This is a genomic window from Vibrio sp. Isolate24, from assembly GCF_022398215.1.
In the GTDB taxonomy this organism is placed as follows: domain Bacteria; phylum Pseudomonadota; class Gammaproteobacteria; order Enterobacterales; family Vibrionaceae; genus Vibrio; species Vibrio coralliilyticus_A.
In genome coordinates this window covers 346778-366594 of record NZ_JAKEUU010000001.1, presented here as the reverse complement: position 1 = coordinate 366594, position 19817 = coordinate 346778, and the positions used below count along the sequence as shown (strand labels likewise).

The following is a 19817-nucleotide window of genomic DNA, read 5'->3' as shown; positions in this document are numbered from 1 at the left end:
GGACACAAATGAAATATTGTGTCGCTTTACGATATTAATTCCCACGTTCTATTCACATCTAGAATTACCCTATGACTTTTATATGACAGTCGTTATTTTTACATTTATTTATATATATGCATTTGTTTTTTAAAGCATTTAACTTAGAAAACCATAAAATTAAGAATCTTCTTATTTTCAACCCTTTACTATTTACGTTTAATGCTAACCTCATTCACCGCATATTAACTCAACCATTTGGAAACCATTTATATGCAAAGTTTAATCTCGTATTCATTAGTGAGAAACATACTTCTTTCTACAACCGCACTGTTCTACGCTTCTGGTTGTGCTGCAGACACAACAGGCTTAGACAAATTCCCTATCCCAAGTGCTGCTAGCGAAGAGCTACAAAACGCCATAAAGCAAGGTTACGTTTACCCTGAAGAAGTTACGGCGAGCAAACCAACCAATGAGCAAGAATGGCAAGAGCTAATTGAAACTATTGATGGAGCAGGGATCACGTTAGAAAATTTAGAAGACTGGTTCGGAATTGAAGCAACAGAGCGTAATATGGGAGGCGTACTGACCTATGAGCTCTCCCCACCACAAGCAGACAAGACAGAACCGCAATCTGTTTTCTTATATCTGCATGGCGGTGCCTATGTGTTTAATGCAGGCCCTCTTGGCGCGTATGAAGGCGCACTCATCGCTGCATCAGCCAATATAAAGGTTATTGCTGTGGATTACAGAATGCCACCAAGCCACCCTTACCCTGCTGCACTCAATGATGCTACCCAGGTATATCAAAGCCTGTTGAACCAATACCCAGCTAACAAAATCGCAATTGGCGGCTCCTCTGCCGGTGCTGGGCTAAGTATGGCGGCACTACAAAAATTCCAAGTAATGGGGCTGCCAATGCCGGGAGCTTTATATGCAGGTTCACCTTGGTCAGATCTCTCTGACAGCAGCGACACGCTCCATACTTTAGATGGAATTGACCGCGTATTAAACACTTACGATGGGTGGCTAGAAGCTTCCGCTTTGTTGTATGCAAATGGCACAGATCTAAAGACACCATATTTATCACCAATATATGGTAGCTTTGAAAACTACCCGCCCACTTACTTAGTCAGTGGCACACGAGACCTACTGTTAAGTGACACACTAAGAACACACCGAAAACTGCTGGAAAAAGAAATCCCAGTGGAGCTACACATCTTAGAAGGGCTTTCACATGTTGAATACACAATGATTCCCAACTCCCCTGAGGGGCAGCAAGTGTATCAAGGCCTCGCCAAGTTCTTACAATCGAATCTTAAGTGACCCCTGACTTCAAGAACGTAGAGTGAAACCCACACCCGTTATGTTTTCACGAGCATAACGGGTATTTTAAAATCGTCAGAGTTTGAAATTAAGTACAGTCATGCATTGAGCGCATGACAACGAATTGAAAGCTGGGATATTCACTTATTGCGCTTAACCACCTCGGTACATCCAACTACTGTTCATAGACTCGCCCTGCTCTTCTAACTTTTCAACCACAAAGTCAATGAACACTTTCACTTTAGCGGGCACAAAGTCACGACACGGATAGTATAGGTATACGGCCTGTTCTGGGTTTCTTTGTGGTTGCGACACTAACACCAGCTTTCCTTCTTGAACTAAATCTCGCGCAAGGTAATGAGGCATATAAGCGATGCCCGCTCCAAGGCTAGCCAATGTGGCCATCGCGTAGCCGTTATCTACAGTGATTTGGTATTCTGGATTGATTTCTATCTGTTGTCCGTTGAGCGTCATCACCATGGTCAGTAAACGCCCAGATTGTTTAAAGCGATACATGATCCATTTGTGTTCATTTAGCTGTTCAACGCTATCAGGCCGCCCTTTTTCCCGTAAGTACTCTGGGCTGGCAAACATACCTAAATCAATAGGACATAACCGTCTAGCAATGAGGTTGCTGTCATTCAGCTTTCCGCTTCGTACGGCGATGTCCATGCCACTTTCCAGTATGTCGGTATATTCATCCGAAAAGCTAAGATCCAGCTTCACCTCTGGATAGAGGCGACAAAACTCGGGCATCAGAGGAGCAATATAGTGCTGGCCGAATGAAAGAGGGAGATTCACTCGAAGTGTCCCCGAAGGTGAACTCGTACTCTGAGCTAATTGTTCCTCACTGTTTTTAAGAAGATCGACCACTTCTCTTGCCGTGTTTAGGTAATTAAAACCAGCTTCAGTGAGCTTTACCTGACGCGTTGTGCGGTGAATCAAGCGAACACCCAAGTTTTGCTCTAACCTGGCAATGGCTTTACTGATGGTCGAAGGTGACTGCCCGAGCTGATTCGCAGCCGAGGTGAAGTTGCCTAAATCAACGACTGATATAAACAGTTTTAATAAATTTAATTTATCCATACCGACCAATAATTAGTGAAATAAGTTCACATCTAATGTGATGAAAAATGTATTTCTGTGCCCCGTAATCTTTCCTAGTATACCGTGACAAGGCTCAATTCCACACCTTAACATTTTTGCTTTTAGGCTAGATATTTCATAAGTCAGCACTGCACTACACCTTGAAAACTCAGAGTTGTATTCGTCCTTGCCGCTTATTGCTTTTCTGGTCAAAAAAATCGCAACACCTATACCTATATTGAACAATGAAAGTCAGAGGTTTTATGACGATAATTCAACTTGAACGCGAAGTCATTTGTTTTGCCGGAGACTCAGGGGATGGTATCCAGTTGCTAGGAGAGCGCTTTTCAGATAACTCATCAAAGCAAGGTAATGATGTAATGACATTACCTGACTACCCAGCAGAAATACGCGCTCCGGCCGGTACCACATCGGGTGTGTCAGCTTTCCAAATGCAGTTCGCTTCTTCCGAGATATTTACACCGGGCGATGAATTTTCCGTCTTGATTGCTTTAAACGCAGCGGCACTGAAAAGCAAGATTTCACAGTTAGCCTGTGGCGGACTCGTCCTTATTGATGTGGATGGCTTTAATAACAAGAACCTTGAGCTTGCCGGATACCAATCTGATCCATTAACCGATGGCAGTTTGGCAAACTACCGGGTCATTGCCGACAGCTTTACCCGCTTGACAGTGCAATCGCTTGCTGAGCTGAATATTGCGCCAAAAATAGTTAAGCGCAGTAAGAATTTCTTTATGCTTGGTATTGTGTGCTGGATTTATAATCGCCCAATGGCGCCAACCATCCAGTGGTTGAATGATAAGTTCTCTGATAAACCACAAGCTCGTGATGCGAACATCCTGGCACTAAAATCCGGATTCAATTACGCCGATACCACAGAAATATTCAGTGAATGCTATCAGGTTGCCCCCGTGGCTGAAAAGCATGGTCTCTACCGCACTGTATCTGGCAATGAGGCTTTATCATTAGGCTTGATATGCGCCGCCGAAAAGCTAAAACGTCCATTGTTCTTGGGTTCATACCCCATAACACCAGCATCAGATATTCTCCATACCTTGTCTCGCTACGCGCACTTTGGTGTTACAACTTTCCAAGCCGAAGATGAAATTGCTGCCGCTTGCTCAGCTTTAGGCGCATCTTATGCCGGAGGTCTTGGCGTGACATCAACATCTGGCCCCGGGTTATGCTTAAAAGCAGAAACCATTAACCTTGCTGTCATGGCTGAATTACCGCTTGTGGTTGTTAATGTTCAGCGCGGTGGCCCTTCAACAGGGTTGCCAACCAAAACCGAGCAATCCGATTTATTACTTTCTTTATATGGCAGGAACGGAGATTCTCCACTGCCCGTTCTGGCTGCCGCGTCACCTGCGGATTGTTTTGAAATGGCCTTAGAAGCAAGTCGTATTGCTACAACCTTTATGACACCTGTAATTTTATTAAGTGATGGTTATCTAGCTAATGGTTCAGAGTCATGGCTCATCCCTAACCCTGACGATATCACTTTAAGTCCGAAAACGTCACATTCAGACTCAACACCATTTCAGCCCTATATGCGTGATGAGGTCTACCTCAGCCGCGAATGGGTGACTCCAGGAACCCAAAATAAAATGCACCGCATTGGAGGGTTAGAAAAACAATCAATCACAGGTGAGCCTTCTCACGATCCCGAAAATCATCAACGTATGACCGAGGAAAGAGCCCACAAAATTAGTAATATCCAACATTTCATACCAGAGCAGTCATTAGTCGGGCATCTTCAAGATTCTGTTTTAGTCATTAGTTGGGGAGGCACTCAGGGCACAATAGCAACCGCAATATCACAACTAAGAAAGCAAGGCGCCTCAGTGGCTCATGCCCATATCCAATACCTCAACCCTTTTCCTGCAAACCTCGCGGACATCATCAGTCAGTATGAGCACATAATCGTCTTCGAACTTAATAATCAGCAGTTAGTTAATGTCATTCGAGCTCAATTTTCCACTGACGCACACAGCATCACTCAAGTTAAGGGGCTGCCATTTAAGGTTCAAGATGTCATAGATTCGATTCAGCATTACCAAGAGGAAATCAAACATGAAGACTAATGAACTCAACCGCAAAGATTTCGTGTCTGATGTTGAAGTGAAGTGGTGTCGTGGGTGCGGCGACTTCAATGTTCTAAAAACCATGCAGTCAGTACTCGCAAAATCGGGACGGTCCAGAGAGAATACCGTCTTCATTTCTGGTATCGGGTGTTCTTCTCGCTTTCCTTACTACTTGGAAACTTATGGGTTTCACACTATTCACGGCAGAGCGCCAGCGATAGCGACAGGTGTTAAGGCGACCAATCCAGATCTGGATGTGTGGGTCGTGACCGGTGACGGTGATGCGTTAAGTATTGGAGGTAATCACTTTATCCACGCAATTAGACGCAACCAAGATATTAAGATCTTGCTATTTAATAACGCAGTTTATGGGTTAACGAAAGGGCAATACTCTCCAACCAGTGAGCAAGGGTTTGTTTCCAAATCAAGCCCAGAGGGCTCGCCTGACCAAACACTAAAACCATTGGCTGTAACAGCGTCTGCAGGTGCCACTTTCCTTGCACGAACCTCTGACAATGATCCTACCCATATGACCATGGTTCTAGAAGCCGCTGCCGCCCATACTGGAACAGCGGTTGTTGAAATCTTACAGAACTGCGTTATTTTCAATGACAAAGTCCATGAGCCCTATAACGGGCCAGCAAATAGGAATGAACATTTGCTTTACCTCAAGGAGAATGAACCCTTATTGTATGGCAGACACCACTCCAAAGCACTGGCCAACAAAGGGTTTGGGTTTGAGGTCGTGGAATCCGATACTACTAATCTTCTGATGCACTTACCCAATAGTGATAACCCAAACTATGCTTATGCTCTGGCTAACTTGAGTCATCCTGAATTTCCTGTTCCAGTCGGTGTTTTGCGGTCAGTTAACCGCCCAACCTATGACCAAGTGATTCGTCATCAACAACGAGCAGCCGTTGAGAAACATGGCCAAGGTGATCTGCTCACTCTGCTCAAACACAACAGTTACCAACGTGTGTGTTGACCCTATTGAAAATCGGCAAGCCAGCCCTAACTGGCTTGTTTGATAATCATATTTAAGGCTCAAAAATAAACAAAGGAGGCGAATATATTCAGCCTCCTTTGTTTGATCAAAAAATAATGGTGGTCTTGTGTTCAGCTTGCTCTGCTATCATATTCTGCGCTGGCTTTTTTCAAACCTTCAATGTCATCTGAACATAGTAACCTTTTTAGGCTTTCAATTTTATCTGCCGGCCAGTCATATACTTTCAACGCCATTAAATCATCAATGGTTTCTTTGGTGAAACGATATCTTACATGCTGAGCAGGTGAACCTGCCACCATACTATAAGGTTCTACATCCTTAGTAACTACACTATTTGCAGCAATAACCGCCCCTTCTCCAATATTGACACCAGGCATGATCATGGCTCTCATGCCGATCCATACTCCATCACCAATATGTGTATCGCCTTTTCCGACATACGCCTCTTCGATAAAGTCCATAAACGGATATAAACATAGCCAGTCTGCTCTGTGGGTACTATTACCACCCATCACGATCACAACCTCAGGCGCAATACACACGAAGTCACCGATATGTAACTTATCAACCTTCCATTTTAATTCCCAATCTCGGCTGCCCTCATCACCTTGTAAATATCTGACGACAGACTCTTCAAACCCTGCGTCCCAGCAGTCGCTGTAATAGCTATGTTTACCCTTAATAGTGATATTAGGGTTCGTCACGACTTCATGCAGCAAAGTGGTCTTCGACCAGTGCTTGTTTTTCATTTTAACTCCAGATAAAAATAGAGATTTTGAACTTTTCTAATCACCGTAGATATAGCATCAATCCTACCAAAGCGTATATCGACTTGTCAGTGAATTTATATGTTACTCAACACCTCATGGATCTTTTATCGGTTCAATATCGGGGAGTGTGTGAGCAAGCTCAACGTTAATTTGAGCTGTTAACGTTGAGCGCTTTCTATCTATTGAGTGATAGCACTAATAATGTCGTAAGCCGCTTCCACTCTTTCATTAATTGGATAGCTTTTATTGGCTAGAATCACCACTCCAATTTTTTCAGAGGGTACATACGCCACATACGCGCCAAAACCACCTGTTGAGCCTGTCTTATTGACCCAAGCAGCACCTCCTAGTTTACTAGATTGGCTTTCAGTAACTGGATTAGAAGCGAACATAATCTCTCTTGAGTTCCCCTTTAATAAATCTTGAAGTGAAACCGGGTAGTCATAATTCTCCCAACCAACGGCTTGGGTGAATGGGCCAACATCAAAATACCCTTTATGTGTGCTTTCTATCGCCTTCTCGATATCATCACTTAGAGATATTTTTCCCATATTCGCTTCGATAAAGTGAAGCATATCCGCACTAGTCGATTTAATACCATAAGCTTCAGCGTCAAGCACTCCTGGGCTTACTCGCACTGCTTCATTCTTTGCGTTATATCCAAAAGCATATTTGTGCGTTAAATCACTAGGAACATTTACGAACGTATTGGCCATTCCAAGTTTAGGGAGAATGACCTTTTCCATCATTTCAGCGTAGTCAGACTTCATACTCAAGGCACCGATATAACCATACAAACCGATGCTAGGGTTTGAATACCTCCGCTGCTCACCTGCTTCAAACTCAGGCTGCCAAGATTGGTAATAATTGATCATGCCCTGATGATCGGTCACTTCACTAGGAAATTGAAGAGGTAGCCCACCCGCAGTATAGGTGGCGATGTGTAGTAACTTAGCCTCTCCTAGAGGACTACCATTCAGCTCTGGCATGTAAGCCGAAACCTTATCCCCCATATTCAATTTACCCTTTTGCTCGGCATAGCCAGCCAAAGTTGCCGCGAAAGTCTTACTCACTGAACCCAACTCAAAGATGGTTTCATTGGTTACCGGGCTGTTGGTTTTTTTATCTGCAACGCCATAATCGTAATAGTAACGTTCACCATCTACCGTGACTGCCACAGCCAAGCCCGGGATATCATATTCCTTCATCAGCTCTGCTGCATTTCCATCTACGATATTTTTTAATTTGCTATCTATGGTCGCTTCGGAGCTCGCAAAAGCCGTAAAAGTACTTAACGAACAAATAGTGGCTAACGTGATGTGCAATTTCATTCTTTTATTCACCATCTTCTCAATTTTTAAATGTTATCTGCAGCGTGATCAGACAACTAAGGGTTACTTCGGAAAAATTATTTTAAGTCGTTACCAGAAGGACAAGTATGCACGACTAATTTACATCCTTGGTCGGCCTGACAAGCCATCTATTCAATAAAGTTTGCTAAACTTAGATCTCCCTTCACATAAAAAAAATAGGAATAATCCTAATTTTACAAAATCACCTCACTAAGGCCGCAAGCTGAGCATGTGATGTCAGTGGTGTACTTTTCTTGCTCTCACTTCATATTGATCGTGATTTGCCTTGTCAATCATTTACGCAGGGTGCTGATTATTGATACAAGCAAAGCTAGTTTACTAATGATCTAATGATTGAAAATGCTTTATCCATTGACTGTGGGCTTATCTTGCCGAATCCAAACAAGACAGCATTGGATTGGTTTTCTACTGAAAAATGAGCAGCTGGATATACCGCCACGTCTAAGGATTCTAATTTGCGGGATAGCTCCACAGCACACGTCGTAACATTTGCCGCTACGTGCAATCCACCTTGACTTGGAATCCGGCTAAAGCCGTCAACACCATCAATTAACTGTGTCAGCTGATGATATTTTTCCTCATACAACTTATTCATACTCCGTAAGTGATAACTAAAGTGACCATCACGCATAAATTCATCAAGAAGGATTTGAGAGACAACAGACGTGCTTCGACCAAGGTGCCACAACATTTTCTTGATTGGTTCAAGTAAAGGCTTCGGAGGAATTAAGTAACCTATACGTATACCTGTAAACAGTATTTTTGAGAAACTACCTATAAATATGACACTGCCCTTGCTGTCTTGTGCTTTGAGTGCCTGCTTATTGGTATTCAGGTAATGATATTCTGCGTCATAGTCATCCTCAACAATTAGGCTATTTGCCGTTTCTGCCCATTTAAGTAACGCTTCCTTTCTCTCCATAGAATAACCGAAACCAAGCGGAAACTGATGGCTTGGCGTTGTGTACAATAACTTTGCATTGGAAGGGAGTGCATTTACGACAACGCCCTCTCCATCCATCGGCACAAATCCAACTTTAGCACCAAGCAGTTGAGCTTGCTTCCTAAAAACGGGGTAGCCAGGGTCTTCCATTGCAACCTGATCTCCCGGGGACAAAAGCGTCATTAACGTGGTCATTAAAGCTTGCTGTCCCCCTTGAGTAATAATAATGTCATCTGGTTCACAAATCACGCCGCGCGAATGCCTGACATATTCGCAAATAGACTCTCTTAGACATGCCAACCCTTGGATATCTCCACCATAGGCAAACTCCGGCGTCAATGTATCTAAGCGGCTTAGGCGAGAATGCCGCCAGATATGTTTCGCTATTCTTTGATGATCAGGAATGCCAAGCGTAAAGTCGTAGGTAAGATGTTTGGCTGCCATTATTGTTGGCTCATCATCTAAATTGTAACCAAACATGCCTAACGAGTAGTCGCGAGGCTTCCCTTCAAAGGGTTCTTTCCTGCCGTGAGAAGCAACACTGACGTACGTACCGGATCCGATCTTTTGTATCACCAAACCTTCAAACTCAAGCCGATCGTAAACTGAAATCACCGTATTTCTGGCAATGCCTAACTTCCTTGCTAGAACTCGCGTTGAGGGTAACTTTTCCCCCTGCCTTAGCCTGTGTTCAACAATGGCTTGATGCAAAGAGGAGTACAAACGTTTACTGGTAATTTTTCCCATTTGGAAGTGCAACGAAAGTGGCATAGGTTTTCCTGAAAATACACAAAGTGGTTCTAAATGATTGCAAGGATTTGGATCTGTTTGGGGGAGAAATGTGACACTAATATGCAGATCAATTTGCAAGGAGATCACTAAATGCGCCCATTACCTATCCCCTTCTATAAATTAATTTTACTCATTATTTTCTACCCTTGGTTCCTTAAATTGTTTTACTTGGGGAATGTAGGCGAGATAAGCTCCATTTTTTCTTATATTGGATTGATTCTGGCGTTTACAACTCCGTTGTACTCCCTTTACCTCTCGATTTCGATCAGACAGAAACCAGCTTTGGATGATACCGAAAAAGCACAGCGAAACTTTGCTCTACTTGGCGTCATCATCCCCTCTTTGTTTACGCTGATCGGGGTTGTTCTATATATGATTGGCCTAGGAATGACGGCAGAACTAGTGGTTTACTATACGTTCTGGCTCATTGCTGCGCTAGTATTACTCAAGCCTTCTAGCACGTCCATTTCACCGAGTAAGCCTATACCTGCCGGCCTACGAGTAGCTCATGGCATAAGTGCACTCGTACTGCTTGTTTTCATTACTGCACACCTTATCAATCACCTTTCTGCAAACTGGGACGGTGAAACTCATATCCAATTGATGGAAAATCTCAGACACTATTATCGACACCCAATCGTGGAAATCTTCTTAATTGGTATGTTTATTTTTCAAATGGCTTCTGGATTCGTTTTACTTTCTAGGCATGCGGCAGAGGCCTGTGACGGATACCGAACCACTCAACTCGCTACTGGCTTATTAGTCATGGTCTTTTTAGCTTCACACGTCACCGCCGTTCTTGGTTTAGGCAGAGGAGTGCTGTCACTTGACACCAACTGGGATTGGTTGGTTTATGCTCCGGGTCTAATGAAAGATCCATGGAATGTTAGATTGGTCGTGCACTATAGCTTAGGTGTTTTAGCTTTATTAGTGCATGTGCTTTTGGGGTTAAGAGTCGTAATTTCTGCCCATAAAGGCATTCCAATAGCAAATAAGGCTTTCTGGAGTATCTTGATCATCCCATTTGTAGCGATGTTCCTGATAATGCGTCCCCTTCTTCTTGCATGAAGACTGTTCCTAAGCCACTGAAAAATTAGATAAAATAGATTGATTAACACTCGAAATAACTAATTATGAAAAAACCTTACAGCTATACATCGGCGCGCTTAGCCGTTTTATCAACTTTTTTATTGATGTCAACAAACGCACTAGCGTCTGATTTGGAGGAGAGAGTTCAATATTATGAGCAAAAAGGATGGGAAGTCGGGGTCACGGTTTTAGATACGAGCTCAAACGAAATGGAGTCTATAAATGGTGACACGCGATTTCATTTCAACAGCACTATCAAAGCCTTAGCGTGCGCAAATGTATTATATAAAGTCGATCATCAGCAATTGTCGCTTGATGATAGCATCAAGTTGAGTAAAGAAGATATCGTAGAGTACTCTCCAATCACTCAAGATTATGTAGGGAAAGACTTTTCCTTGAAACAAGCCTGTGATGCCACAACAGCATATAGTGATAACACAGCGGCTAACTATGCAATATCCGCCGTTGGTGGCCCACTGAGCTTAACAAAGTTTATGCGTTCAATAGGGGACGAGACATTCCGCTCCGATCGATACGAACCGGATTTGACTCTCAATGTGGCTGGTGATGACAGGGACACAACCACCACCAATGCAATGACAAAAAGCTTACAAGAGCTCTTGCTTGGTGACACGCTTTCTGACACATCAAAGCAGCAGTTATTAACTTGGATGGAAGGAAACAAAGTCGCAGATGGACTACTTAGAGCCTCTTTGCCTCAAGGATGGCAAATCGCGGATCGCTCCGGTGCAAGCAGTTATGGTGTCCGAGGAATCATTTCCATGGCGTGGTCTGATACTCGCTCCCCGGTGCTCATTTCGATGTATGTGAGAAAAGGTGAAACATCCCTTGAGGAGCGAGACAAAGTTGTTGCGGATTTGGGGGAAGTAATATTCAATAAGTATCAATAACTCTTAAATAGCCCGGAATCGAATATTCTCTCTGGGCTTACTTACATACAGTAATCGTTATGAAAGTTGATGGTAATAAACTTAAAGAGATTCGAGAAAAGCGATTATTGACTCAAGAGAGTCTTGCTATGATGAGTGGCTTGAGTATTCGTACTATCCAAAGAGTAGAGAAAACAGGTATAGCATCAAAAGAAACTATTCAATCTCTACAAGCCACTTTAGACATTAACACTCTTACACTATTACCGAAATCAAAAAATAATATTGAAACCCATCGAGCTCTAAAAATAGTAACAATATTATTCTTCACTCTAGCTTTAGATTGCGACTCATATAACCTGTATCCAAAAATCATTTATACGAAAAATCAATTCTTAGACAACTATGGTAACCATATTATGTCTGGAGGTGTAGAATTAAGCTTTAAGAACAGTGAATTAAGCACCATTTCCTCTGATTCCATAGTTGTCCATAATGATTATATGGTGACTGGTAAAAACACTGAGTTAGAATTTAAGAGTTCTATATTTCAATCCGATGAATCCATTATAAATTTCAAATTTTCGGAATCTAGATTTTATAGTGACCTATTAGCTCATCCTTTACCGACCAAAAATGAGATAGAAGAGTAAGTTACCTAAAGTGTGCTAATTCAGATTCGATCTAAACTTCCGCTTTACTCTGCTAGTTCAGAGCTAAATTAGTTCAGGATAGTAGGTTTATTCTTGTCTATCTATCTCTTTAAATTCTATTTGGTAAAGCTCTTTATCACTACTCACACCGAGCTTTTTCATAGCATTTACCTTTTGTGTGCTGATTGTTTTAATGCTCCGAGAAAACTTAGCAGCGATTTCAGACACAGTCATTCCGGAAATTAAGCATCGAACTACTTCTCTCTCTCGGGTGGTGAGCTCACCTTGTTTAATCAGCGGGGTAATCTGCAATGATGTATGAGAAGAGCCATTATTGAGGCTTAGAGAAACACCCCTATTTTCAGAGATTTGTTCTGCCATATTTCGTTCTAAATACAGCTTTCCCTTACACACCATTTTAACTGCTTTAATCAGTTCTTCTTGGCTTTGATGTTTCCCAACAAATCCTTTTGCCCCAGCACGTAACGCTAACGAAACGATACCTGTATTAAAATGACTGGACATGACTATGATTTTGATACTTGGAAATTTCGCGTGAATAGAACGAACTAAATTAGCACCATCGTTCTCATCGGGTGTCAGCTCATAATCAGCAACAAGCACATCTGGTAGGTTATGGATAAAGCTTTTAAGCAATTCACTACTTTTTGTATAGGCACCAAGGATAGTGAAGCTTTCTTCATTAGTTAAATAGGATTTTATACCCTGTAACACAAGTTCATGATCATCCAGTATTGCTATTTTTATCTTTGAAGCGACACTCGCCACGCTCAGCTTCCCCTACACAAGCAATGGTTAATTATCTGAAATTATAAGCAATTTTAACACTTTACTAAAGAAATAATAGTATCTAAGTTGAACAAGGACAAAGAAATTTCTTTAAAATCAAGTAGGTTGTTTATCCTTCCCTGTGAGGGTCAGTGTACTTAACAAAAGATTACAACTGCATACTTGTCATAATTAAGAAGTGCTGATCAAATATTGGTTTTAAGTGTCGCTTTCTATTGGAGTGACCACCTCATGTTTTTAATCACAAAGGGCTATCTTTATTAGCTGCCAACTGTGGATAAATTAATAGCATTACTCTCAACAAACCGTCTTTTTCAAAACACATATGTAAAGATCTTTAGTATCTATCAGGTCAGATACTATTAGTTTGGTGTCTGAAATTAACTCTTGAATTTCTGTTATGCTAGTGGGTAAAGTGTTCGGCACAATGAACTTATTACTCAGATGAAGGTGTTCAACAAAGTCGGACCCAAGAGGATGACTGATTACAATAATGCCATGATTACTCAACATATTTGACATGTTCTTTAACGCAGCCGTTTGGTTTAAAAAGTTTCCAAAGCAAGCATTACAATATATCACATCAAATGCTACTGGATTAACAAAGCTAGATATATCTCCCTGATGAGTATAGACATGTGGATATTGAGACTGAACGATTCTCAGTTGATTGTAGGACAAGTCCAAAGCATGCAGACAAATATTTTGGAATGCATCTTCTATATATTTAATCAGCACTCCTGAACCTGTCCCGACATCTAAGATATTAAGAGCATCAGTGTGTTTTTCTTCCAAGTACTTTTGAGGGCTAAAAGCAATATCTTGCAGCCTTAATTCCGTAAACCCCGGTCTAGATTCTTCTGATGCGTACCAGTGAGACTCTTTATCAAAAAATAAGGCTTGATTATTGATAAACTCTTCACTTGATACGCTACTAGATAGATTCTGGCATTCAAACTCTGAGTGTTTACTCAAAATTTCATCTATATGCTCTTTTTCTTTCATCATTCTCACTTATCAATATGAAACATCATAAAATCTAGCTTTAAGATAATAGCTAACATGAAAACGATTAAAATAAGATTATTCTTATTTTTATTAATTTTAGAAAAACATTTAAATAAACATAATTTTAGATTATTCTGTATAGAAGATGAGTTTAATTGCAGTAATAAATCGAAAAAAATTATTATTAAAGAACCGTTATATGAAAATTAATTTCTACATATAAAAAGAACCGCTAATAACGGCCCTAATCAGTTAGTGTTTCATATTTTAATAACTATAGTTCAATAATATTATTCATCATAATTTACAAAAATAATAAAACCACACCATCTCACACTTAGATAATATATCACTTAATTTTGATTTTCTCTTCGTAATATGCCTTTGTAAGCACCAGGAACGGAACCTTCAATTTCGATAGCATTAACAGAGCGCTCATAAAATTCTTTTGGGCCAGCCTTTCCTACAAATGCATAGCAATGGCCTTGATCCTTCATGCAATTGAGTGCTTTATGCAGAAGCAACTCTCCAATGCCTCGACCTCTCATCGCCTCACTCACGCCAGTGGGTCCAAAGAAACCTTTAAAAGTGGTGTCGTAACAAGCAAAACCCACTACATTTCCGTTTTGAATGGCAACTAAACAACGAACAGGATGTTGTGATAAGGCAAACTCAACTTCACTTACCCAATATTCACTAAAGTGTTTTCGAACAAAATCGACAACTATATGCCTCTCCGGCACCATAGCAGGTCGAATCAGTACATCACTTGGGCAAGTTCGTTCTAACTGGGGCATATCGTACAACTTAACTAATAGATCCATAGCTCCTCCAATAATTCTGCACCAGCATAATTACAAAAGATCTAATGTTCATCTACTGTGGGCCACTTTAGATTTTCATTCTGTGACCCGCCTACCAATGAACTTTGATAAGTAAGCCGTAAGTTATTACCCTGACTAATTAAAAAGCCAAAGGCTTGAAACTGGCAGAACAAAACAGCCGCTGACCTTAGTGAAGAATCTAAAGTAAATTGTTACGATTTCATTCTCAAAAGAATGTAGTATTTAAGCGATATCAATAACATTGGATAAAAATCTAACATGTATTAATTTCAAATTAAAAAATGGAAACTCATACCTCTATTTATCGCAATTTTTATTCTGCATACTACAAAAAATAATCAATCACATGGAAAAATTTGTGATACTAACTCCATATAGGATTATTTAGTAAAAATGCCCATTCATTTAGTCATCTTTTGCTCTTTGTAATGGTTACAATCTTTCATTAACCGTATACCAACAACAAGAACATTATGAGTGACAACAGAAAGAGTATTTTCCCCAAAACATCCATGGCCTTCGAGGCTGAAAAAATGCCCAACCAGTAACTAACACCAACGCTGATGAAGATACTTTTTTCCTCAGACTTCGATTGCTTATGAAAATGAAGTGAAGTCAACTCGTGTAACTCCAGGTATAGGGAAAGGTTTCTTACCTCCATTAAAGAGAAAACCATTAACTCAAAGCGCCACCACTTCACAACCCTCAACAGCAAATATTTCTCCAGAAAATATGTATTGGCCTCCGTATCACTTTACAACAGGCGAATATATCAATACGAAGGAATTTCCAGATCATGCATTAAGGAAGAACTTAGAAAATAACCACATAGAAGTCATGTATCTAACGCTTGAGGAAGCGTTTAAAGTTCTGCAAGGATGGGGATGGAAAGATACTAAGGACACGTGGAAATCAATGACGACCTCAACTGGGGCTCAAGTGATGATTAACTACGGTGTTAATGGTAAGGACGTCGTTTCTACTTCGATGGTGATTGCTCAATTCAATATTCATGGATTAAAAGCCACAAAGCTCGGGCTCAAAGCGACATTTGGTATGAAAATGTCCACGTACTACAACAAAATTGGTACGGAGATGATTAAACTTTCCGGTTACTCGGGCTTGAGACGGATATTAACTGCATCGGCTTATAGGCTAGATAATCCAAAAGTTGTTCAGCTAGGTATAGGAAAATACGGTTTAGCCAACTCCATAAAATCCGGAACAGTTCTGACAATCTATATTGCCGCAGGCTATCGAATCCTAGATTATGCGCTCAACGATGAAGTATTTTTAGCTGACTTGATTGGCTCATTAGCTACGGATATTGTTAAGATAGGTATATCCTCGGCAGTGTCAGCTTTACTCGGTTCACTGGCATTAGGCTCAGTAGCCTTCGTAGCTGGACAACTTGCAGTTGTAGTATTAGCTGGTCTAGCAACAGCTATGGTACTCAACATGATAGACGAACACTATGGCATCACCCCTAAAGTGATCGAGTTATTGGAAAAAGCTCAGCAGGAAACTGTTCAAAAAGGCAAAGAGCTTCAACAAGATATGTACGATAGCTTTTTAGACTTGGCCGCTATGTTAGTTGAAGGCCTGCTTGAAAAAGGCAAAAAGGTAGTTGAAGAAGAGGTTAAAATTTATTTGCAGAAGTCGCTCAACGAGCTATTACAGAAATCATTATGAACATGAAACTCTCGATAGATAAAACAGCTCAATTAATGAAAACACTCGTAGGCGTTGTTTTGCTGATCATCCTATCCATAGCTAGCTTGTATATCGGATTTAACGCTATCTCTATGCTCTTAACTGAGGTCGGTGAAGTTGTGATCTACTACAGGTTCGGATTAGCGATGATACCGTGTGGTATAGGTTTGTTGGCTACTTTAATTGGAGTTATATATTTTAATCTTAAGAACAAGCGACTAGATGATGTCTACGGAAATGCCCTCAGCTACACCCTTATAGGGTCACTTGCTTTAGCGTTTTTGATTACATGGCTGACACCTTCAATATATGAAACTCGTCTTGAGAACGCTGGACTTCAAGCTTGTGAGGGAATACCGGCAAGTCACCTCCCTTTATTTGCGAAAAAATTTGCTGCCAATGCCTCACTCTGTAAAAGCAACTAACTTCAGAAAAGAAATATAAAAAGAGCCGCAAAATGCGGCTCTTAATATTTCGAGTTTTCAGAAGTGCAGAATTACTTCTCTTTACCGAAAACGTTGTTCTCTTGCTCTTGTACACGGATAAAAGTCGTACGCTTGGTTAGCTCTTTAAGCTTTGCTGCGCCTACGTAGGTACACGTTGAGCGTACGCCACCAAGGATGTCTGAGATAGTGCCGTGAACGCTACCACGGAATGGCAATAGTACGGTTTTTCCTTCAGCTGCGCGGTACTTTGCAACACCACCTGAATGCTTGTCCATAGCCGACTGAGAAGACATGCCATAGAATTTCATAAAAGTCTCACCGTCTTTCTCAATAAGTTCACCGCCTGACTCTTCGTGTCCGGCAAGCATACCACCTAGCATAACGAAATCAGCGCCGCCGCCGAAGGCTTTTGCTACATCACCTGCGCATGAACAACCACCGTCACCGATGATCATGCCACCTAGGCCATGCGCAGCATCACCACATTCGATGATGGCTGAAAGCTGAGGATAACCCACACCTGTCTTAACGCGAGTGGTACATACAGAGCCGGGACCAATACCCACTTTCACTATATCCGCGCCTGCGAGGATAAGCTCTTCACACATATCGCCAGTCACAACGTTACCTGCGGAAATCACTTTATCAGGAAAGGCTGCACGCACTTTTTCAACGTACTCGACTAAGTGCTCTGAATAGCCGTTAGCAATATCAATACAAATGAAGATAAGCTCATCACTTAACGCCATGATGTCTTGAGTCTTTTGAAAGTCAGCCTCAGAAGTACCAGTTGAGACAAATACATTGTTCAATGTGCTCTGATCGGCTGATTCTACGAAATCAGCCCACTGCTCAACAGTGTAGTGTTTATGAATTGCAGTCATCACACCATGTTCAGCTAGAGCTTCTGCCATCGCGAAGCTACCCACTGAGTCCATGTTTGCCGCAATTACCGGTGTGCCAGACCATTGACGACCACTATGCTTGAATGTAAAATCGCGGGTTAATTCAACTTGAGAACGACTTTTTAGTGTGGAACGCTTCGGGCGGAACAGTACATCTTTAAAGCCTAACTTAAGTTCTTGTTCGATACGCATGATAAATTTTCCTGTAAGCAAATTTACGTGTCGTGCGTTTTCGGTAAACGTTGGCAGACGTTTTACTGAGTTTCGGACACAAAAAAACCGGAGCGTTGGCAGACGCTCCGGTTTTCAGCATTATAGGCTGGGATTTATTTCCCGCAAGACTGATATTTGCATTTTTTTTGTGATACCATTTTGTCATCTTGCAAATTCGATTCCCCCACACCATCCCTTTCTCCAAAAGAAACTCAAATAAACAAAGACTTAGAGTCTACTGATAAAAATTCATCACGCATCCCGCAATCGTTTTCCGAAATCGTTCACTTCATTATTTTTGGTGAAAAAGGTTGTATTGGGTTTATGTGTTCACCAAATGACGAATATGAGGCAGTAAATCGCTCGCACAAAGGCCTCGTTCACCGTTGATTTCAGCTTCTCTGTCAGCAGCTTGGCTATGTATCATCACACCTTTTACTGCCGCACTGATCAAACTTTCTCCCTGTGCTAACAGACCAAGAATCACACCAGTAAGAACATCCCCCATTCCTCCAGTTGCCATTCCCGGATTGCCTGCATTGCAAATATAGGTTTTTTGTCCATCACAAATGAGCGTTCCTGCCCCCTTTAAAACGATGACACCACCATATTTCTTGTGCAGCTTGCGTACTGCATTGAATCTATCACTTTCTATAGCTTGAACTGAGCACCCTAAAAGCCGAGAGGCTTCACCAGGATGGGGGGTCAGGATTCGATTAGGGTCATAATTTGCTTTTTCTGCAAGCAAGTTAAGAGCATCTGCATCAAACACTTTATTCAATGTGGTATCAACAACGGCTTTATACATCTTCTTTGCAGATACATCCGTACCTAGACCAGGGCCAATGGCAAAACAGTCACACCACTGGTTCAACCTCAACGCATTAACCTTGTTATCCAGCCATGATGATGCCATGACCTCTGGACATGACACTAAAGCAGGTAGTGTATGATCCGGATGGGTAAGTAATGCAGTTAAACCTGCCCCGACCCGTTGACATGCCAATGCAGAAAGTACCGCCGCTCCTCCCATTCCTTGATTGCCTCCCACAAGCGTCACTTTGCCATGCAAACCTTTGTGCGCACTTCTTGATCGAGAAAGCATTGGTGCATAATCTTCTACTCTATTAAGCAGCTGCGCAGACGGAGCATTCTGTTGTTCAAATGCACCTTCCACTCCTAGTCCTCGAAAATGCACAATTCCCGTATAATCCCGAGCTTGCCCTGTAAACAACCCCTGCTTTAGCCCGACAAAAGATACCGTATGGTCGGCCTTAAGACAGTTTCCTAGCACTTGCCCTGTATTGCTGGAAAGGCCAGAAGGAACATCCACTGAGACAATGGGGATATCGCTCTGATTGAGTTTATTAATAACCAAAAGAAGGTGAGCTCTAACAGAGCCAGAAAGGCCCGTGCCAAGCAAAGCATCCACAATGCAGTCATAGTTAAGCTTTGAATCTAGGTCCGGCACCTCAACACACCCGCCAACTGCACTAAAGTCTTGGTATGCCTGTAGTGCATCACCTTTGAGTTTGCTTTGCTCGACACTTTGCCAGACCGTCACTCGCCACCCAGCTTCAATCGCCAATCTACCCACCACATAACCGTCTCCCCCATTGTTTCCTCCTCCACACACAACCAGAATACTTTGGCATGTGGGGTATTGTTCTTGGATCAATTCAAAGACGGCACGACCAGCACGAATCATTAGTTGATATAAAGTTACTGATTGGCTTTTCGCGGCAACCACTTCACCTGCTTTCACCTGCTCTGCGCGATAAAGAGGAATGGGGGATGACATGGTGACTCCTTAAGATAAAAATAAAGCCAGACAGATTCTGGCTTTATACATAAATTAGGCT

17 protein-coding genes are annotated in these 19817 nt (G+C 41.8%); 8 read left to right on the top strand and 9 right to left on the bottom strand.

All coding sequences use genetic code 11. The features are described 5' to 3' along the window. Nucleotides 1-252: 252 nt before the first annotated feature. Nucleotides 253-1305 (top strand): alpha/beta hydrolase, encoded by a 1053-nt coding sequence (locus L1D23_RS01685; RefSeq protein WP_239863877.1) that lies wholly within the window; start codon nucleotides 253-255, stop codon nucleotides 1303-1305. A gap of 153 nt (nucleotides 1306-1458) precedes the next feature. Here L1D23_RS01685 and L1D23_RS01680 read toward each other — a convergent pair whose 3' ends face one another. Continuing rightward, entirely contained in the window at nucleotides 1459-2391 is a 933-nt protein-coding gene (locus tag L1D23_RS01680; RefSeq protein WP_239863875.1) for a LysR family transcriptional regulator, read from the bottom strand. A 263-nt stretch (nucleotides 2392-2654) separates the two neighbouring features. Between L1D23_RS01680 and L1D23_RS01675 the strand changes: the two genes are divergently transcribed. Both L1D23_RS01675 and L1D23_RS01670 read left to right on the top strand, forming a co-directional pair. Further along, a complete protein-coding gene (locus L1D23_RS01675; protein WP_239863872.1) occupies nucleotides 2655-4496 on the top strand; it encodes a 2-oxoacid:acceptor oxidoreductase subunit alpha in 1842 nt (613 codons plus the stop codon). Then, a complete protein-coding gene (locus L1D23_RS01670; RefSeq protein WP_239863870.1) occupies nucleotides 4486-5484 on the top strand; it encodes a 2-oxoacid:ferredoxin oxidoreductase subunit beta in 999 nt (332 codons plus the stop codon). The genes L1D23_RS01675 and L1D23_RS01670 overlap by 11 nt, the downstream gene beginning before the upstream one ends. A 131-nt stretch (nucleotides 5485-5615) precedes the next feature. On the opposite strand, the gene L1D23_RS01665 is transcribed toward L1D23_RS01670, so the two are convergent. From L1D23_RS01665 to L1D23_RS01655, 3 genes are all read right to left on the bottom strand, one after another. Next, nucleotides 5616-6254, bottom strand: coding sequence for a CatB-related O-acetyltransferase (locus L1D23_RS01665; RefSeq protein ID WP_239863869.1), 639 nt, complete (start codon nucleotides 6252-6254; stop codon nucleotides 5616-5618). A gap of 200 nt (nucleotides 6255-6454) precedes the next feature. Continuing rightward, nucleotides 6455-7606, bottom strand: coding sequence for a class C beta-lactamase (gene ampC / locus L1D23_RS01660; protein ID WP_239863867.1), 1152 nt, complete (start codon nucleotides 7604-7606; stop codon nucleotides 6455-6457). Between the two features lie 352 nt (nucleotides 7607-7958). Further along, entirely contained in the window at nucleotides 7959-9362 is a 1404-nt protein-coding gene (locus L1D23_RS01655) for a PLP-dependent aminotransferase family protein (RefSeq protein WP_239863866.1), read from the bottom strand. 111 nt (nucleotides 9363-9473) lie between these two features. Here L1D23_RS01655 and L1D23_RS01650 point away from each other — a divergent pair, with 111 nt between their 5' ends. From L1D23_RS01650 to L1D23_RS01640, 3 genes are all read left to right on the top strand, one after another. Next, nucleotides 9474-10451 carry a hypothetical protein gene (locus L1D23_RS01650; RefSeq protein ID WP_239863865.1) on the top strand — a complete coding sequence of 326 codons (978 nt, stop codon included), beginning with the start codon at nucleotides 9474-9476 and terminating at the stop codon, nucleotides 10449-10451. 65 nt (nucleotides 10452-10516) lie between these two features. After that, nucleotides 10517-11383, top strand: coding sequence for a class A beta-lactamase (bla, locus tag L1D23_RS01645; RefSeq protein ID WP_239863864.1), 867 nt, complete (start codon nucleotides 10517-10519; stop codon nucleotides 11381-11383). Between the two features lie 59 nt (nucleotides 11384-11442). After that, nucleotides 11443-12015: a helix-turn-helix transcriptional regulator gene (locus L1D23_RS01640; RefSeq protein WP_239863863.1), complete on the top strand. Its 573-nt coding sequence runs from the start codon at nucleotides 11443-11445 to the stop codon at nucleotides 12013-12015. 87 nt (nucleotides 12016-12102) lie between these two features. Here L1D23_RS01640 and L1D23_RS01635 read toward each other — a convergent pair whose 3' ends face one another. From L1D23_RS01635 to L1D23_RS01625, 3 genes are all read right to left on the bottom strand, one after another. Next, nucleotides 12103-12804 (bottom strand): response regulator transcription factor, encoded by a 702-nt coding sequence (locus L1D23_RS01635; RefSeq protein WP_239863862.1) that lies wholly within the window; start codon nucleotides 12802-12804, stop codon nucleotides 12103-12105. Between the two features lie 318 nt (nucleotides 12805-13122). Next, nucleotides 13123-13833, bottom strand: coding sequence for a methyltransferase domain-containing protein (locus L1D23_RS01630; RefSeq protein ID WP_239863860.1), 711 nt, complete (start codon nucleotides 13831-13833; stop codon nucleotides 13123-13125). A 353-nt stretch (nucleotides 13834-14186) separates the two neighbouring features. After that, the gene (locus tag L1D23_RS01625; RefSeq protein ID WP_239863859.1) at nucleotides 14187-14657 is read right to left on the bottom strand and encodes a GNAT family N-acetyltransferase; all 471 of its coding nucleotides are present in this window, start codon (nucleotides 14655-14657) and stop codon (nucleotides 14187-14189) included. A 630-nt stretch (nucleotides 14658-15287) separates the two neighbouring features. Here L1D23_RS01625 and L1D23_RS01620 point away from each other — a divergent pair. Then, the gene (locus L1D23_RS01620) at nucleotides 15288-16370 is read left to right on the top strand and encodes a hypothetical protein (RefSeq protein ID WP_239863858.1); all 1083 of its coding nucleotides are present in this window, start codon (nucleotides 15288-15290) and stop codon (nucleotides 16368-16370) included. Further along, nucleotides 16367-16816 carry a hypothetical protein gene (locus L1D23_RS01615; protein WP_239863857.1) on the top strand — a complete coding sequence of 150 codons (450 nt, stop codon included), beginning with the start codon at nucleotides 16367-16369 and terminating at the stop codon, nucleotides 16814-16816. Before L1D23_RS01620 ends, L1D23_RS01615 begins: the two co-directional genes overlap by 4 nt. Before the next feature lie 71 nt (nucleotides 16817-16887). On the opposite strand, the gene L1D23_RS01610 is transcribed toward L1D23_RS01615, so the two are convergent. Both L1D23_RS01610 and L1D23_RS01605 read right to left on the bottom strand, forming a co-directional pair. Beyond that, complete coding sequence (locus L1D23_RS01610; protein WP_239863856.1) at nucleotides 16888-17934, bottom strand: GMP reductase; 1047 nt, start codon at nucleotides 17932-17934, stop codon at nucleotides 16888-16890. 343 nt (nucleotides 17935-18277) lie between these two features. Continuing rightward, nucleotides 18278-19756, bottom strand: a complete 1479-nt coding sequence (locus L1D23_RS01605) for an NAD(P)H-hydrate dehydratase (RefSeq protein WP_239863855.1) — start codon at nucleotides 19754-19756, stop codon at nucleotides 18278-18280. Nucleotides 19757-19817: the final 61 nt, after the last annotated feature.

Excerpts from the sequence above, each read along its gene's own strand:
- L1D23_RS01685 (WP_239863877.1), top strand. The coding sequence starts at position 253 with ATGCAAAGTTTAATCTCGTATTCATTAGTGAGAAACATACTTCTTTCT.
- L1D23_RS01680 (WP_239863875.1), bottom strand. The coding sequence starts at position 2,391 with ATGGATAAATTAAATTTATTAAAACTGTTTATATCAGTCGTTGATTTA.
- L1D23_RS01675 (WP_239863872.1), top strand. The coding sequence starts at position 2,655 with ATGACGATAATTCAACTTGAACGCGAAGTCATTTGTTTTGCCGGAGAC.
- L1D23_RS01670 (WP_239863870.1), top strand. The coding sequence starts at position 4,486 with ATGAAGACTAATGAACTCAACCGCAAAGATTTCGTGTCTGATGTTGAA.
- L1D23_RS01665 (WP_239863869.1), bottom strand. The coding sequence starts at position 6,254 with ATGAAAAACAAGCACTGGTCGAAGACCACTTTGCTGCATGAAGTCGTG.
- ampC (WP_239863867.1), bottom strand. The coding sequence starts at position 7,606 with ATGAAATTGCACATCACGTTAGCCACTATTTGTTCGTTAAGTACTTTT.
- L1D23_RS01655 (WP_239863866.1), bottom strand. The coding sequence starts at position 9,362 with ATGCCACTTTCGTTGCACTTCCAAATGGGAAAAATTACCAGTAAACGT.
- L1D23_RS01650 (WP_239863865.1), top strand. The coding sequence starts at position 9,474 with ATGCGCCCATTACCTATCCCCTTCTATAAATTAATTTTACTCATTATT.
- bla (WP_239863864.1), top strand. The coding sequence starts at position 10,517 with ATGAAAAAACCTTACAGCTATACATCGGCGCGCTTAGCCGTTTTATCA.
- L1D23_RS01640 (WP_239863863.1), top strand. The coding sequence starts at position 11,443 with ATGAAAGTTGATGGTAATAAACTTAAAGAGATTCGAGAAAAGCGATTA.
- L1D23_RS01630 (WP_239863860.1), bottom strand. The coding sequence starts at position 13,833 with ATGATGAAAGAAAAAGAGCATATAGATGAAATTTTGAGTAAACACTCA.
- L1D23_RS01625 (WP_239863859.1), bottom strand. The coding sequence starts at position 14,657 with ATGGATCTATTAGTTAAGTTGTACGATATGCCCCAGTTAGAACGAACT.
- L1D23_RS01615 (WP_239863857.1), top strand. The coding sequence starts at position 16,367 with ATGAACATGAAACTCTCGATAGATAAAACAGCTCAATTAATGAAAACA.
- L1D23_RS01610 (WP_239863856.1), bottom strand. The coding sequence starts at position 17,934 with ATGCGTATCGAACAAGAACTTAAGTTAGGCTTTAAAGATGTACTGTTC.
- L1D23_RS01605 (WP_239863855.1), bottom strand. The coding sequence starts at position 19,756 with ATGTCATCCCCCATTCCTCTTTATCGCGCAGAGCAGGTGAAAGCAGGT.